We start from the raw sequence: 14874 nt of genomic DNA, 5'->3' as shown, positions 1-14874 counted from the left end.
TTGGTTGCGTGTTTCCGGTGGTCTTCGGCGGGCGTTCGTCGCCCGCTCATCTCTTCGCGCCGGCCTTTTCCAGCAGCGCGGCGATCTCGCCATAGCCGCGGCCGCGGGCGTGCTGGAGCGGGCTGACGCCGTCATTGTCGGCAAGCTCGACATCGGCGCCGGCGGCGATCAGCAGCGCGACGATCTCGACATGGCGCGGCCCGCCGTCGCCGAGGATGATCGCCTCCAGGAGCGCCGTCCAGCCGAGGCGGTTGACATGGTCGACATCGGTGCCGGCCTTGATCAGCGTGTCGACGGTCTCGACATGGCCGCGCTCGGCGGCCGGAATGATGGCGGTGCCGCCGTAGCGGTTGACGCTCTTGAGATCGGCGCCGTGGGCCAGCGTCAGCTTCAGGATCTCGAGATGGCCGCGCGCGCCGGCATAGAGATAGGGGCTGTCGCTGATATCGTCCTTGGCATTGACGTCGGCGCCGGCCTCGATCAGCGCGCGGGCGGCGTCCACCTTGTTGCCGTGCGTGGCGACGAGCAGCGCCGTCGCGCCGCGGGCATCCCGCGCGTCGATGCTGGCGCCCTTGGCAAGCAGCGTCTTGATGGCGGCGACATCGTCGGCGGCGGCTGCCTTGTGCAGTTGCGTATCCATGGCGTTTTCGGCGGCAAGAAGGGGAGGGCAGAGGGCCGCGAGGAAGAGCCAGGCCGACAGCAGGGCAAGTTTCAGCATGCGCGTTCCCGTTGGTTCACGGCGGCAAATTAGCAGGGGTGGATGCCATTAGAAAATTAAATGTGTAAATCCACATCATGCACAAGATGGAACTTGCGCGCACCGCACCGGCCGTGAAGACGGGCATGGCCTTTCGCGCTCCTCCGTCACCGGGCAAAGAAAACCCGGAGCGGATCGCTCCGCCCCGGGTTTCCGCCCCCGCCCCGAAAGAAGGGCCGTTACAGGCCCGCTGCCGCGATCGCCGCGTCCATGCGCTCGCGGGCCTTCTTCGGCAGCTTGCCGGTCTTGACCGCGTCGAGATTGGCCGGCGCATCGCCGACGACCACCACGCCCACCATGCCCATGCCGACATGCGGCGTGCACTTGACGCCATAGGCGCCGGCCTTGTCGAGGGTGATCTTGAAGTTCTCGTTGATCTTGCTCTTGAAGGCCTCCGCCCCCTCGGGGATCATGCCCTTGATCGTCTCGACATTGTGTCCCTTGTCGGTGGGGATGAAGGTGATGGTATCGCCGGGGGCGACCTTCACGAAGGCCGGCTCGAACACCATGGCACCCTCGGCGCCCTTGTTCAGCATATGCACTTCGAAATCTGCCGCTGCTGCCGGAAGCGCAAGCGCCAGAATGACTGCTGCCGCGCCGACGATGCTCTTTGCCATGGTACGCACTGGAATTCTCCTTGCTGACGAACGTCTCTCGTTCATGAGCTAGGAAGTAGACCCGCCGGCGGTCCCGCTCTTTGACTTTAATCAAACAACGCGGCGATGGCGCGTGGCGTCCTGTCGCAGGTCCTGCAGGCGCCCTTGAGGGGCGCCGGCAGGTGCCGGGCGTGGCGCCGTTTCCGACCCGCTTTCAGGCGACCGCGAAGGCGACTTCGTCCAGTCCGTCGATATGCGCCAGCATCCTGTCGCCCCTTGCCACCGCGCCGACGCCGGCCGGCGTGCCCGCGAAGATCAGGTCGCCGGGCTTCAGGGTGAAGAGGCGCGAGAGGTAGGCGATCATTTCCGGTACCTTCCAGATCATCTGGTTGAGGTTGCCGTCCTGGCGGACCGTATCGTTGACCGTGAGCCGGATCGCGCCTTCGCCCGGATGGCCGATGTCGGCGGCGGGGTGGATCGGCCCGCAGGGGGCGGAATACTCGAAGGCCTTTGCGACCTCCCAGGGCCGGCCGTGTTTCTTCGCCTCCGCCTGCAGGTCGCGGCGCGTCATGTCGAGACCGACGGCATAGCCGTAGACGCAGGCGAGCGCCCGCTCGACGGGAATGTCCGTGCCGCCGCCGTGAAGCGCGACGACCAGCTCGACCTCGTGGTGCACGTCGCGGCTGGCGGCGGGATAGGGAAAGGCGCTGCCCGGCGGCACCAGCGTGTCGGGATTCTTCTGGAAGAAGAAGGGCGGCTCCTTGTCGGGGTCATGGCCCATTTCGATGGCGTGGTCTGCGAAGTTGCGCCCGACGCAATAGATCCGGTGAACCGGAAAGAGCGCGGCGCTGCCCCGGATCGGCAGGCAGGGGACGGGCGTGGGCGGAAAAAGAAGGTTCGTGTCGGATGTGGATGTTTCAGGCGTCATGGGCTGTTGCACTTTCGCTGGCTGGCTTCACCGGCGACGCTAGCATGCCGGGCAGCCGCAATCGATCCGTTGACGCTGTTCCATGCGGCCCGGCGCATTGCGCAGGCCGGAAAAATCGCGGATAGAGGCAGGATGACGAACGGTGCCCCTCTGGACATGAACATTCCCGACGAAACGAAGGATGCCCTGCCGCGCGAACGCCGCCGGTCGCTGGCCATCGGCCTCCTGAAAGCGCGCGAGGCGGTGATGAGCCATTTCCGGCCGATCCTTGCCGATCACGACGTGACCGAGCAGCAATGGCGGGTGATCCGCGCGCTTTCGGAAGCCGGTACCCTCGATGCGACGGAGGTGGCGGAGAAGGCCTTCATCCTGGCGCCGAGCCTGACGCGCATGCTGCGGTCGCTGGAGGAGCGCGGCCTGATCACCCGGCACAAGGACAGGGAAGACGGCCGCCGCGTGCTGCTGCGGCTCGCGCCGGCCGGCCAGGCGGTCATCGACGAGGTCATGCCGGATTCCCGCCGCGTCTATGCGGATATCGACGCCCGTTTCGGCGCGGAGCGCGTCGAGGAACTGCTCGACATGCTGGAAGAGCTCGCCGCCCTCAAGCTCGACGGCAAGGCGGGCGGCGAGGAATAGGGCAATTCCGGATCAGTAGACCCTGGCGCCGGCCGGTGCCTCCGCCGGCTCGGCGGCCTTGAAATCGGCGAGCAGCTTCGTCGTGGCATTGGCGAGCAGCGTCACGTCATTGCCGATGGCGACAAAGGTGGCGCCGAGCTCCAGGTAGTGCTTGGCAAGCCCGAGGTCGCCGATCAGGATGCCCGCCGCCTTGCCGTGTGCCTGGATCTTCTTCAGCGCCTTTTCCACCTCGGCCTGCACTTCGGGCGCGCCCGGCCTGCCTAGGAAGCCCATGTCGGCGGCAAGGTCGGCCGGGCCGATGAAGACGCCGTCGACGCCCTCGGTTCCGGCGATGTCGTCGAGCGCCTCCAGCCCGGTGCGGTTTTCGACCTGCAGCAGCAGGCAGATTTCCGCGTTCGCCGTCTGCAGATAGTCCGCCGTGCGGTTGAAGGCGGAGGCTCTGGCGAGCGCCGCGCCGACGCCGCGCACGCCATGCGGCGGATAGCGCACGGCCTTCACCATCGCCTCGGCCATCGCCTCGCTGTCGACCATCGGGATGAGCAGCGTCTGCGCGCCGATATCCAGCAATTGCTTGATGATCCAGGTCTCGCCGACCGGCGGGCGGATGACGGCGTGGCTTGCCGTGCCCTTCATCGCCTGGAGCTGCGAGACGAGCAGCGGCACATCGTTCGGCGCGTGCTCGGCATCGAGCAGCAGCCAGTCGTAGCCGGCCTCGGCGCAGATCTCGACCGTGTAGGGATTGGCGAGCGCCTGCCAGAGGCCGATCTGCGCGTGGCCTTCGCGGAGCGCCTGCTTGAAGCGGTTTTTCGGAGCGGGCATCTTTCCACCTCAGGCGAAGAACAGGCTGACGGTGCCGTAGGGGCCGAAATCGCCGACGATCGTATCGCGGTGACGGGCTTCCACCGGCCGGATGAACGAACCGGCGAGCACGATCTGGCCGGCCTCGATGCCGTCGCCATACTGCGCGAGCCGGTTGGCGAGCCAGGCGACGCCGCGCGCCGGCTGGTTGAGCACGCCGGCGCCGAGGCCGGTTTCCTCGACCTCCGCATTGCGGCTGACGATGGCGCCCATCCAGCGCATGTCGATCGCGTCCGGCCGCACCGCGCGCCCGCCGGTGACGATGCCGGCATTGGCGGCATTGTCGGAGATCGTGTCGAAGATGGTGCGTGCCTTCTTCGTTTCGGGGTCGACGCGCAGGATGCGCGTGTCGAGGATTTCCAGCGCCGGGGTGACGTAGTCCGTGGCGTTCAGCACGTCGAAGATGGTGATGCCCGGCCCTTTCAGCGGCGCCTTCATCACGAAGGCGATCTCTGCCTCGACGCGCGGCTGGATGAAGCGGCCGGCCGGCACGGTCGCGCCGTCCTCGAAGACCATGTCGTCGAAGAGCACGCCGGAATCCGGGATGTCGATGTTCAGCGCATATTGCATGGCCTTGGAGGTGAGGCCGATCTTCCAGCCGATCACCCGGCGACCGTCGGCGATCTTCTTCTTCACCCAGGCCCCCTGGATCGCATAGGCGTCGTCCATGGTGATGCCGGGGTGCTTCAGCGAGAGAAGGCCGGTCTGGATGCGGGTGCGCTCGGCCTCGTCGAGGCTGGCCGCGGCGGCGTGGATCTCCTCTGGCGTCATCATGATCAGACCTCGTCGGCGATGGTGTTGCGGAGCGTGCCGATGCCCTCGGCCTCGACCTCGACCACGTCGCCCGGCTTCAGCCAGATCGGCGGATCGAAGCGCGCGCCGGCGCCGGTCGGCGTGCCGGTGACGATGACGTCGCCGGGCACGAGCGTCGTGAAGGTGGAGATATAGGCGATGATCTTGCGGAAGGAGAAGATCATGCGGCCGGTGCGGTCGCTCTGGCGCACCTCGCCGTTGACGCGGGTTTCGAGCCGGATGTCGGCAAGCTGGCTTTCGTCCGCATAGGGCACGAGCCAGGGGCCGATCGAGCCGCTCCGGTCGAAGTTCTTGCCCTGGGTGACGTTGAACTTGGCATGGCGCACCCAGTCGCGGATGGTGCCCTCGTTGCAGAGCGAGAGGGCCGCGATGTGGCTCAGTGCGTCGGCTTCCGCGATCCGCCGCCCGTCCTTGCCGATGACGATGACGATCTCGCCCTCGTAGTCGAGCTGCGGGCTTTCCGGCGGGCGGATCAGCGGCCGGTCGTGGCCGGTGAAGGATCGCGGGAAGCGGATGAACAGCGAGGGATTGGCGGGGGCGGCCTGGCCGTCCTTGTATTCCGCGTTGCGGTCAGGAAAGTTCACGCCGACGCAGACGATCTTCTCCGGCGCGGGGATCGGGATCTCGTAGTTGATCTCGTCCAGCGCATGATCCGGCTTCTGCCCGGCTGCGGCACTCAGCAGTTCGCCGAAGGCACCGGCTTCCACGACTTCCTTCAGCGTCAGGAAGCGGCCGGCAAACCGGGTGGAAAGGTCGATCACGCCGTCCGCGACGATCAGGCCGTAGCCCTTGCGCGGGCCGATGCTGAAGCTGGCAAATCTGGGATGGTCCATCCTGGTGTTCCCTGGCAGTGCCACCGGGCAGGGGCCTCTGCCGGCGGTGTCCTCGATGCGGTCGGCGCGCCCTTCAGGGCGCGATGATGGGCTGGGCCTTGAGCTGCGAATCCGCGACCTCGGTGCCGGCGAAGAGGCTGCCGTGCTCGAACCAGGATTTCGGCGCCGGAGCGCCCCAGAGCGTCTGGCGCTGCGGGTCCTTCAGGTCCCACTTGATGGGTTCAAGGTCGGGGTCGACCGTCTGGTAGTCCGAGCAGTAGATCTCGATGCGGTGCCCGTCAGGATCGAGGATATAGAGGAAGAAGGCATTGGAAATGCCGTGGCGGCCGGGGCCGCGCTCGATATGGTCGACCCAGCCGGTCGTCGCCATCAGGTCGAGCAGGTCGATGATGTTGAGCGGCGTCGGCACCCAGAATGCGGTGTGGTGCAGGCGGGGTCCACGGCCATTGGTGAAGGCGATGTCGTGCACGCCGCCCTTGCGATGGGTCCAGGCCGCCCAGAGCTTTCCGGTCTCTTCGTCCTGCGTATATTCCGTCACGCGAAAGCCGAGCTCGTTGTAGAAGGCGACGGAGGCATCGACATCGGGCGAGAAGCAGTTGAAGTGGTCGATGCGCAGCGGCTTGACGCCGCGATAGAGCGCATATTTCTGGTGGATCGGCGGCAGGCGGTCCATCTTCGTGTAGAATTCCAGGGGAATGCCGTGCGGATCGCGCGTGCGGAAGGTGCGGCCCTGGTAGGGGCGCTCGACCCATTCCACCGGCAGGCCCTTGCCCTTGAAGAAGCGCACGGCCTTTTCGAGGTCCTCCTCGTCGAAGACCTTGAAGCCGAGGTCGCGGGCTTCCGGCTTGCCGGATTTCCGCAGCACGATGCAATGGTGGCCGCGCTCCTCCATGGCGCGCAGATAGATCGTGTCGGCGGTCTCGCCCGTCACCTGCAGGCCGAGCGTGTCGACGTAGAAGGCGCGGGACTTTGCAAGGTCGGTGACGCCGAACTCGACATGGCTGAGGCGCACGATGTTGAAGGGCGGGTAGAGGTTCGGCTGGGGTACGGGCATGGGTTCCTCCTCAAGCCCGCCTCGGCAGGCGAGGACGGGCGCAGTCTGGTCTTCCGGCGGTCAGCCGCCGAGTTTCGGGATGGCATGGGCGCTTGTGGCGAAGGCGATGTTCTTCGTCTCCATGTAGAAGTCGAAGGACCAGTCGCCGCCATCCCGGCCGATGCCGGAATTCTTCACGCCGCCGAAGGGCGTTGGCAGGTGGCGCACATTCTCCGAATTCACCCAGATCATGCCGGCGTCGAGACGATCGGTGAAGCGGAAGGCGCGTGTGACGTCCGATGTCCAGAGATAGCCGGTGAGGCCGTACTGGACATCGTTGGCGAGCGCGAGCGCTTCGGCCTCGTCCTTGAAGGGGATGGCGGTCAGCACCGGCCCGAAAATCTCCTCCTGGGCGATGCGCATGCCGTTGTTCGCGCCGGTGAAGAGCGTTGGCGCGACATAGCAGCCGCCGCCCGGCCCGTCGAATTTTTCCCCGCCGGCCGCGACCGTCGCGCCCTCGGACCGGCCGATGGCGATATATTCGAGAACCTTCTTCTCATGCACCGGGTGGATGAGCGGGCCGACGACGGTTTCCGGATCGAGCGGATGGCCGACCTTGATGCGTTTCGCCTTCTCGGTGACGAGGGCGGTGAAGCGGTCGTAGATGCTCTCCTCCACCAGCAGGCGGGAGGAGGAAGTGCAGCGCTCGCCGTTCAGCGAATAGATCATGAAGATGGCGGCATCCGCCGCGCGTTCGAGGTCCGCGTCGGCGAAGACGATGACCGGGTTCTTGCCGCCGAGCTCGAAATGCACGCGCTTCAGCGTGTCGGCGCCCTGCTTCATGATCATCGAGCCGGTGCGGCTTTCGCCGACGAAGCCGATGGCCTTGATGAGGGGATGTTCGGTGAGCGCCTTGCCGGCATCTTCGCCAAAGCCGTTGACGAGGTTCCACACGCCCTTGGGCAGGCCCGCGTCCTCGGCGATCTCCACGAGCAGGCGCGCCGTCAGCGGCGAGAACTCGGCCGGCTTGTGCACGATGGTGCAGCCGGCGGCGAGCGCCGGGGCGATCTTCCAGGTGGACAGCATGAAGGGCGTGTTCCACGGCGTGATGATGCCGACCGGGCCGATCGGCACGCGGGTCGTCATGTTGACCTGGCCCTCGGCGCGCAGCGTCCTGCCGTCGCGGGCCTCCGGCGCGCGGTCGGCGAAGAAGCGGAAGTTCTCCGCCCCGCGCAGCGCGGCCTTGGCCATGAAGCGCAGCGACTGCCCGGTGTCCATGCATTCGACGAAGGCGATCTCCTCGGCCCGCGCCACGATGGCGTCGGCGATCCTGTGCAGCAGCTTCTTGCGCGCGTCACCGGGCATGGCCGCCCAGTCCGCGAAGGCGGCCTTGGCGGCTTTCGCGGCGCGGTCGATATCGGCCGCCCCGCCCTTGGCGACCGTGGCGAGCGGCTTCAGGTCGACGGGGGAGATGGTCTCGAAGGTCGCGCCGCCTTCGGCGGGAACATCCTCGCCGGCGATGCGGTTCAGAACGCCGTGTTCCTTGAAGCGGGCGAGATAGGCGTCCGCCTTCGCGCTGTTTTCCTGAAATTTCGTCATGACATGTCCTGCTATTGGCCGCGAAGGCGCGGATGGATGGCGTTCTTCTTCCAGCTCAGCTCCGCGTCGATCTCGCGGATTTCCAGCGACAGCGCGAAATGCGGCGTCTCGAAGAGCGGGGCAAGCAGCCGGCTCGCCGCGGCGAACAGCGCCTCGCCGGCGCGTTCCTTCTCCTCGGCGCTGCGGCCCTTGCCGATGCGGAAGTTGAGGTCGATGAAGGCGTTTTCCGGCAGGCGGTCGGCGATGGCGTAGTGATCGGCGCGGAGTGCCCGCACCCGCACCGCCCCGACCTCGAAGAGGCCGGTTTCCAGCACCGTCGCCAGCAGCCCGGCGCAGAGGGCGTCAAGATCGGCGCGGCCTTCCAGATTGGCCGAATATTCGACGGTCAGGTGCGGCATCGTTCCTCCCGGCGCGCAGTTATTATTTAACATGTTAAATACAAGGTCGCATGTCAAGAGGGTTTCGTCAACCGCCGAAACTGCCGGCCTGCGTCGGCACATGCACATAGTTGCGGTCGAAATAGAGCAGCGCATGCCCATCGCGCCGGCTGCGGATATCCACGACCTCGCCGATGAGGATGTTGTGCGTGCCGACCGGCCGCGCCTCCGTCAGCCGGCAATCGAAGGAGACGATGGCGTCCGTCAGCGCCTGGTTGCCGGAGGGCAGGTCCAGCCAGTTCGCATCGGCATAGCGCGCCTCCATGTCCGCCTGTCGGCCGGCGAAGGAGGCGGCGAGCGCCTTGTGCTCCTGCGTCAGCACATTGACGCAGAAACGCTGGTTCTCGATGAAGAGGCTCGTCTGCGCCGAGCGGCTGTTCATGCAGACGAGCAGGGTGGGCGGCTCATCGGTCACCGAGCACATGGCGGTGGCGGTGAAACCGCCGCGGCCGGCAGGCCCCTTGGTGGTGATCACGTTGACCGGGGCGCAGACGCGCGCCATGGCGTTGCGGAATTCGGTCTTGGAAACCTCCATGGCGACGCCCTCATTCGGCGGCGTTGCTGAGGGCGCCGTCGCCGAGCGGCGGCAGCCAGGTGTCGCCGGTCCAGCCGGTCTCGTCATAGTCCGCCATGCATTGGTCGACCAATGCTTCCATTTCCTTGAGGCGTCCGCCGCGCTCCGCGCCCTTCAGCACCTGCAGGCGCACTTCCTCCGGCGCGCCGGCATAGTTCAACTCGTAGAGCGCGTGGCGGCCGCCGAACTCCGTGCCGGTCGCATCCCACAGCAGCTTCATGATCTTGATGCGCTCGATATGCCCCATGTCGTTCGAGCCGCGGACATATTGCGCGAGATAGCGGTCGATTTCCGGATTGGCGAAATCCCTGGCCGAGGAGGGGAGATAGATCAGGCCGGAGGCGACGGTGCGGCGCACGATGTCGATGACCTTCGGATAGGCTTCGGACATGAAGGTGCGGTAGCAGAGCGCGGCTTCGAGGTTCGGCAGTACCGCGCCGTTCGCCCAGGGGATGGGGTTGTAGGCCATGGCGTTGGAGAAGGACCAGAACTGGTGGCGGATGGCGATCACCTCGCCGAGCATCGCCTGGTTGCCGCGGAAGGCGTCGCCCCCGGTCGCCCGCAAGGCTTTCGCCAGCAGGCCGGCCAGAAAATCCATCTTCACCGCAAGCCGCGTGCAGCCCTGGAAGCAATAGCCGTGCATGAAGCCGGAGGCCGGGTGGAAGGAGAGGATTTTTGCCGCATCGCGCAGCACCAGCACGTCCTCCCACGGTATGAAAACATTGTCGAGCACGAGGATGGCGTCGTTCTCGTCGAAGCGCGAGGAGAGCGGGTAGTCGAAGGGATGGGCCGCTGTCGCTGCCGTCTGTTCGTAGGAGGTGCGGCAGAACATTTTTACGCCGGGTGCATTCATCGGCAGGATGAACATGACCGACAGCGACGGGTCCTCGGTGACGGTGGCCGAGCTCTGGGCGAGGAAATTATAGTGCGTCAGCGCCGAGGAGGTGGCGACGACCTTGGCGCCCGAGACATAAATCCCGGCATCGGTCTCCTTCGTGATGTGAACGAAGACGTCCTTCACCGCGTCGGCCGGCTTGTGGCGGTCGATCGGCGGGTTGACGATGGCGTGGTTCATGAAGAGCACGCTTTCCTGCGCGCGGCTGTGCCAGGAAAGCGCATTGTCCTTGAACGGGCCGTACCAGTCGGCATTCGCCCCGAGCGTATTCATCAGCGCCGCCTTGTAATCGGCCGTGCGGCCCATCCAGCCGTAGGACATGCGCGCCCAATCGGCGATGGCGCCCTGCTGGGCGACGAGATCGGCGGCGGAATGGGCGACGCGGAAATATTTGTGCGTGTAGCCGCCGGAGCCCGTGTCGGTCGGCGATGTCAGGCGCTCCTTGCGCTTCGGGTCGTGCAGCGCATCGTACATGCGGGCGATGGAGCGGGCCGAATTGCGCATGGCCGGATGGCTGGTGACATCGGCGATGCGTTCGCCGTTGATATAGACCTCGCGCCCGTCGCGCAGGCTTGCGAGATATTCGGCGCCGGTAAACGGCCGGGTCTTGTCGCTGCGATGGTCTTCCGCGCGCATGGGGTGCTCCTCCTTGAAAATCCTGACAAACGCTAAGTCGGGGCCGCCAGGAGCACCATGGACAAACACGGCAATTCGCTGGTACTTTTTCCGGCATGACCCTTCGCAAGGATGTTCCTGCCTTCTTCGTCTATGGCGAGCCGAGCCGCACGCTCGACGTCGGCTTCCTGCATGTCGAGACGGTGATGGAGCGGAAAAGCCTGCATTTCGGGCAGGTCGCGCCGCACAAGCATCCGCTGATGGGGCAGATCACCTACTGGTTCAAGGGCGAGGGGCGCTACCAGATCGAGGATCGGACTTGGAATTTTTCCGCTCCGGCGATCAGCTTCGTGCCGAGCAACGTCGTGCACGGCTTCGATGTCGGCGAACAGTCGGATGCCATCGTCGTCTCCATCTCGGACGACCAGCTGCGAGCGATGGCGCCGCAGGTGGATCTGGCGCTCGATGCGCCGGTGCTGCTTTCCGGCGCGGCGGATGCCCCGGGCTGGACGCGGATCGACGCGCTGCTCGCCATGGTGATGGAGGAATATCGCGGCGGCGCGGGGGCGAGCGAGCGGGTGCTTGCCGGGCTGATCGGCGTCGTGCTTTCGCTGATGGCGCGGCTCGGCGGTCCGGGCGGCTTTGCGGCGGCCTCGCCAGCGGTCGCGCTGGGGCTGGAACTGCGCCGCGCCATTGACCGGCACTACCGGGAGGACTGGCCGGTCGGGCGCTATGTCGAGCGGCTGGCGACGACGCCGCACCTGCTCGACAAGGCGGCACGCACGGTCTTCGGCCAGACGGTGAAGGACATGGTGCTGGAACGGCGCCTGCTGGAGGCCAAGCGCCTGCTGCGCTTCACCATCCGTCCGGTGGAGGATATCGGCCGGGAGATCGGCTTCGAGGATCCCGCCTATTTCTCGCGTTTCTTCCGCAAGCGGGCCGGCCTTTCCCCGACGGACTGGCGTGCGCGGAATGCCGAGGCGTCCGGTGCCGGCTGAGGCTGCCTGCGCCAAGGGGGTCAATCTGTCGCCGTCTTCCCGTCTCCGGGCATCTTTCCCTCATCGCGTTCGGAGGTTATCGTCATATTTCAAGAAATACAGCGATGGAGCGTTGCATGGTCCGGTTGAATGAGATCCGCGAGAACGAGGTGGCCATCACCCCGCCGGAGACCGCGGATGCGCACGTCGTCTTCATCGGCCGGATTTCGACGCCCTGGACCTCGCGCATGGAAACGCCGCGCCAGGGGCGCCCCGACGGGCCGGTCTGCACCATCGAGGTCTTCGAGCCCTGGGTGCAGGCATTGAAGGGGGCGGAGCGTTTCGAGCGGCTGGAGGTGCTCTACTGGCTGCACCAGTCGCGCCGCGACCTCGTGCTGCAGAGCCCGGCCTCGAATGGCGAGGTGCACGGCACCTTCTCGCTGCGCTCGCCCGTGCGCCCCAACCCGATCGGCACGTCGATCGTCGTCCTGGAGAAGATCGAGGGCAACCGGCTCTTCGTGCGCGGGCTCGACTGCCTCGACGGCACGCCGCTGATCGACCTGAAGCCGGAGCGCAGCCTGTTCAAGCCGATCGCGCCGCCGCAGAAGGGCGATTTCGCGACCGAGCCGGTGCGTATGTGCAAGAAAATCGACGAATGAAGCAATTCCAGTGAAAGTGCGAAGCGGTCTTGCGCCCGGAATTGCGCCGGGACATCCTAATCGTCGATACCCACCATCACGTCCGATGCCTTGATCAGCGCATAGGCCTCTCGGCCGGCGGCAAGGCCGAGTTCGTTCACCGCATCGTTGGTGATGGCGGCGGTGATGATCGAGCCGCCGACATCGATGCGGACATGGGCCGTCGTCGCGCCGAGAACGACCTCGACGATCTTGCCCTTGAGGCGGTTGCGTGCGCTGATCTTCATGCGGTTCCTCCTGTTGCTGGAAGGGAAGGTAGGAGGGGCGGGCCGGATTGGTAGCCTTTGCGGTTGTTCATGCTGTTTACCGCCGGGTGAAACGGGACGCCGCGCTCCGGTTAATTCGTATTTGAATGGACAATTCTTCTATGGCAGTGTTCGCCGTGCTTGGAGGAGGCCGCGCATGATCGTCGATACGCACCTGCATCTCATCTACCGGGACCTGCTGTCCTATCCCTGGCTTGCCGGCGTGCCGCCGCTCGATGACGATTTCACGCAGGAGACCTATGCGCGCGAAGCGCGCCGCCTCGGCATCGTCGCGGCGCTGCATATGGAAGTGGACGTGGCGGAGGGCGATATTGCGCGCGAGACGGCCATGATCGAGGGGCTTGCAAGGGAGGCGGGCAGCCTGCTCGTCGGCGCCATCGCCGCCTGCCGGCCGGAATCGCCCGACTTTCCGGCCTATCTCGAGGCGGTCCTCGCCAATTTCTTCGTGCGCGGCTTCCGCCGCGTGCTGCATGTCGTGCCGGACGATGTCTCCGAAGGCGCGCTCTTTCGCGAGAACATCCGGCGGCTGGCGGGCATCGGTCTCAATTTCGATCTCTGCGTCCTGCCGCATCAGATCGGGAAGGCGATCGCGCTGGCGGACCTTGCGCCCGACGTCTCCTTCGTGCTCGACCATTGCGGCGTGCCCGACATCAAGGGCGGCGGCTTCGATGCCTGGAAGGGGCCGGTCGCGGAGATCGCGCGCCGGCCGAACGTCACGGTGAAGCTGTCCGGCATCCCCGCCTATGGCGCGGAAGACTGGACGCTGGAGGACCTGAAGCCCTATTTCGCCCATGTGGTGGAGCATTTCGGCTTCGAACGCATGGTCTGGGGCAGTGACTGGCCGGTCTGCACGCTCGGCGGCGGGCTTTCCACCTGGATCGGCGCGACGCAGGCGCTGCTGTCAGGCGTCAGCCTGGAAGACAAGCGCCGCGTGCTCTCGGAAAATGCCGAGCGGCTCTGGAAGATCGCGCCGAAGGCGTGATCACCGCCAGCGTGCCGTGCGCGCGATCCATTCGCGCGTGCGCGCCTCCGGATCGGCGTTCAGCGTGATGTCGGTCACCACGGCGGCGCTGTCGGCGCCGTTTTCGAAGACGGCCGACAGGCGATCCGGGTTGAGCCCGCCGATGGCGACGAGGGGAAGCGGTGCGATGCGCGTCTTCCAGTCCCTGAGCCGCCCGACGCCTTGCGGCGCCCATTTCATCTTCTTCAGGATCGTCGGCCAGACCGGGCCGAGCGCCACATAGTCGGGCCTTGCCGCAAGCGCGATGTCGAGCTCGGCATCGTCATGGGTGGAAAGGCCGAGCTTCATTCCGGCCGCGCGGATGGCGCCGACATCGGCGGTCGCCAGATCCTCCTGTCCGAGATGCACGTAATCGCAGCCCTCCTCGATGGCGATCTGCCAGTAGTCGTTGACGATGAGCTGGCAGCCATGTTCGGTGCATGTGGCTTTCGCCCTGCGGATCTCGTCACGCAGGCGATAGTCCGGCGTGTTCTTCATGCGCAGCTGCACGAGTTTCACGCCGACCGGCACGAGCCGGTCGATCCAGTCGGCGCTGTCGACGATGAGGTAGAAGGGATCGAGCGTCATGAGAAGACGGCCTTTCCGATGACGGGGGTGGAGGGAACGGCCATGTCGCGAGGCTCCAGCGGCACGGCGGCATGGGCGAGGCGGCCGGCATCGATGGCGAGCGCGAAGGCTTCTGCCATCGCCGCCGGATCGCCGGCGCCGGCGACGGCGGTGTTGAGCAGCACGGCGTCATAGCCGAGTTCCATGACGCCGGCGGCGTGCGAGGGGCGGCCGATGCCGGCATCGACGATCAGCGGCACGTCGGGGAAATGCGCCCGGAAGGTGCGCAGCGCCATCGGATTCACTGGTCCCATGGCCGAGCCGATCGGCGCGCACCAGGGCATCAGCACGCGGCAGCCGGCCTCGACCAGCTTTTCCGCGACGACGAGGTCGTCCGTCGTATAGGGGAAGACCTGGAAGCCTTCGCCCGTCAGGATGCGCGTCGCCTCGACGAGGCCGAAGACGTCGGGCTGCAGGGTGTCGTGATGGCCGATCACCTCCAGCTTGATCCAGTCCGTGCGGAAGACCTCACGCGCCATCTTCGCTGTCAGCACGGCCTCCTGCACGCTGTGGCAGCCGGCGGTGTTGGGCAGGACATGCACGCCGAGCGCATGGATCAGCTCGAAGAACGCGCCACCCGCCTTGCCGCCGGCGGTTTCCCGCCGCAGCGACACGGTGACGATCTCCGCCTTCGCGCGGCGCACGGCCTCGGCGAGGATCGCGGGGGAGGGATAGCGGGCGGTGCCGAGCAGCAGGCGCGAGCGCACCTCCTTATCGTAGAGCTTCAGCATG

General features: G+C 66.3%; 18 protein-coding genes. 4 read left to right on the top strand and 14 right to left on the bottom strand.

All coding sequences use genetic code 11. The features are described from left to right. Positions 1-46 precede the first annotated feature (46 nt). The 3 genes from AABQ55_RS22640 to AABQ55_RS22630 form a co-directional block, all read right to left on the bottom strand. Positions 47-718 (bottom strand): ankyrin repeat domain-containing protein, encoded by a 672-nt coding sequence (locus AABQ55_RS22640; RefSeq protein ID WP_443021133.1) that lies wholly within the window; start codon positions 716-718, stop codon positions 47-49. A 218-nt stretch (positions 719-936) separates the two neighbouring features. Further along, positions 937-1374: a pseudoazurin gene (locus AABQ55_RS22635; protein ID WP_244769890.1), complete on the bottom strand. Its 438-nt coding sequence runs from the start codon at positions 1372-1374 to the stop codon at positions 937-939. Between the two features lie 193 nt (positions 1375-1567). Beyond that, on the bottom strand, positions 1568-2281 hold the full coding sequence (locus tag AABQ55_RS22630) for a fumarylacetoacetate hydrolase family protein (RefSeq protein ID WP_272806680.1): 714 nt from the start codon (positions 2279-2281) through the stop codon (positions 1568-1570). Positions 2282-2413: 132 nt separating this feature from the next. Here AABQ55_RS22630 and hpaR point away from each other — a divergent pair, with 132 nt between their 5' ends. Continuing rightward, positions 2414-2917: a homoprotocatechuate degradation operon regulator HpaR gene (hpaR, locus tag AABQ55_RS22625; RefSeq protein ID WP_272806679.1), complete on the top strand. Its 504-nt coding sequence runs from the start codon at positions 2414-2416 to the stop codon at positions 2915-2917. A 12-nt stretch (positions 2918-2929) separates the two neighbouring features. On the opposite strand, the gene hpaI is transcribed toward hpaR, so the two are convergent. The 8 genes from hpaI to AABQ55_RS22585 all read right to left on the bottom strand — a co-directional run bounded on the left by hpaI (position 2930) and on the right by AABQ55_RS22585 (position 10595). Then, the gene (hpaI, locus tag AABQ55_RS22620) at positions 2930-3736 is read right to left on the bottom strand and encodes a 4-hydroxy-2-oxoheptanedioate aldolase (RefSeq protein WP_272806678.1); all 807 of its coding nucleotides are present in this window, start codon (positions 3734-3736) and stop codon (positions 2930-2932) included. Positions 3737-3745: 9 nt separating this feature from the next. Continuing rightward, on the bottom strand, positions 3746-4549 hold the full coding sequence (gene hpaH, locus AABQ55_RS22615; protein ID WP_272806677.1) for a 2-oxo-hept-4-ene-1,7-dioate hydratase: 804 nt from the start codon (positions 4547-4549) through the stop codon (positions 3746-3748). A gap of 2 nt (positions 4550-4551) precedes the next feature. After that, positions 4552-5421, bottom strand: coding sequence for a fumarylacetoacetate hydrolase family protein (locus AABQ55_RS22610; protein WP_272806676.1), 870 nt, complete (start codon positions 5419-5421; stop codon positions 4552-4554). Positions 5422-5494: 73 nt separating this feature from the next. Beyond that, the gene (gene hpaD / locus AABQ55_RS22605) at positions 5495-6475 is read right to left on the bottom strand and encodes a 3,4-dihydroxyphenylacetate 2,3-dioxygenase (protein WP_272806675.1); all 981 of its coding nucleotides are present in this window, start codon (positions 6473-6475) and stop codon (positions 5495-5497) included. A 60-nt stretch (positions 6476-6535) separates the two neighbouring features. Next, positions 6536-8053, bottom strand: coding sequence for a 5-carboxymethyl-2-hydroxymuconate semialdehyde dehydrogenase (gene hpaE / locus AABQ55_RS22600; RefSeq protein ID WP_272806674.1), 1518 nt, complete (start codon positions 8051-8053; stop codon positions 6536-6538). An 11-nt stretch (positions 8054-8064) separates the two neighbouring features. Further along, positions 8065-8451, bottom strand: coding sequence for a 5-carboxymethyl-2-hydroxymuconate Delta-isomerase (locus AABQ55_RS22595; protein WP_272806673.1), 387 nt, complete (start codon positions 8449-8451; stop codon positions 8065-8067). Between the two features lie 67 nt (positions 8452-8518). Then, complete coding sequence (locus tag AABQ55_RS22590) at positions 8519-9025, bottom strand: flavin reductase (protein WP_272806672.1); 507 nt, start codon at positions 9023-9025, stop codon at positions 8519-8521. Positions 9026-9035: 10 nt separating this feature from the next. Next, the gene (locus AABQ55_RS22585; protein WP_272806671.1) at positions 9036-10595 is read right to left on the bottom strand and encodes a 4-hydroxyphenylacetate 3-hydroxylase N-terminal domain-containing protein; all 1560 of its coding nucleotides are present in this window, start codon (positions 10593-10595) and stop codon (positions 9036-9038) included. A 95-nt stretch (positions 10596-10690) separates the two neighbouring features. Here AABQ55_RS22585 and AABQ55_RS22580 point away from each other — a divergent pair, with 95 nt between their 5' ends. Together AABQ55_RS22580 and tsaA are read left to right on the top strand one after the other, a co-directional pair. Further along, positions 10691-11572 (top strand): helix-turn-helix domain-containing protein, encoded by an 882-nt coding sequence (locus tag AABQ55_RS22580; protein WP_272806670.1) that lies wholly within the window; start codon positions 10691-10693, stop codon positions 11570-11572. Positions 11573-11688: 116 nt separating this feature from the next. Further along, positions 11689-12210, top strand: coding sequence for a tRNA (N6-threonylcarbamoyladenosine(37)-N6)-methyltransferase TrmO (gene tsaA / locus AABQ55_RS22575; RefSeq protein ID WP_272806669.1), 522 nt, complete (start codon positions 11689-11691; stop codon positions 12208-12210). Between the two features lie 56 nt (positions 12211-12266). Here the strand turns inward: tsaA and AABQ55_RS22570 are convergent, their stop codons facing one another. Continuing rightward, on the bottom strand, positions 12267-12476 hold the full coding sequence (locus AABQ55_RS22570) for a TOBE domain-containing protein (protein ID WP_064331336.1): 210 nt from the start codon (positions 12474-12476) through the stop codon (positions 12267-12269). 175 nt (positions 12477-12651) lie between these two features. Here AABQ55_RS22570 and AABQ55_RS22565 point away from each other — a divergent pair, with 175 nt between their 5' ends. Then, complete coding sequence (locus AABQ55_RS22565; protein WP_272806668.1) at positions 12652-13497, top strand: amidohydrolase family protein; 846 nt, start codon at positions 12652-12654, stop codon at positions 13495-13497. On the opposite strand, the gene AABQ55_RS22560 is transcribed toward AABQ55_RS22565, so the two are convergent. Beyond that, entirely contained in the window at positions 13498-14103 is a 606-nt protein-coding gene (locus tag AABQ55_RS22560; RefSeq protein ID WP_272806667.1) for a thiamine phosphate synthase, read from the bottom strand. It abuts the gene before it with no gap. Next, entirely contained in the window at positions 14100-14873 is a 774-nt protein-coding gene (locus tag AABQ55_RS22555; protein ID WP_272806666.1) for a thiazole synthase, read from the bottom strand. The genes AABQ55_RS22560 and AABQ55_RS22555 overlap by 4 nt, the downstream gene beginning before the upstream one ends. Between the last annotated feature and the right edge of the window lies 1 nt (position 14874).

Source organism: Shinella sp. WSD5-1 (assembly GCF_963942435.1).
Classification (GTDB): domain Bacteria; phylum Pseudomonadota; class Alphaproteobacteria; order Rhizobiales; family Rhizobiaceae; genus Shinella; species Shinella yambaruensis.
This window is presented reverse-complemented; position numbering and strand designations above follow the sequence as displayed.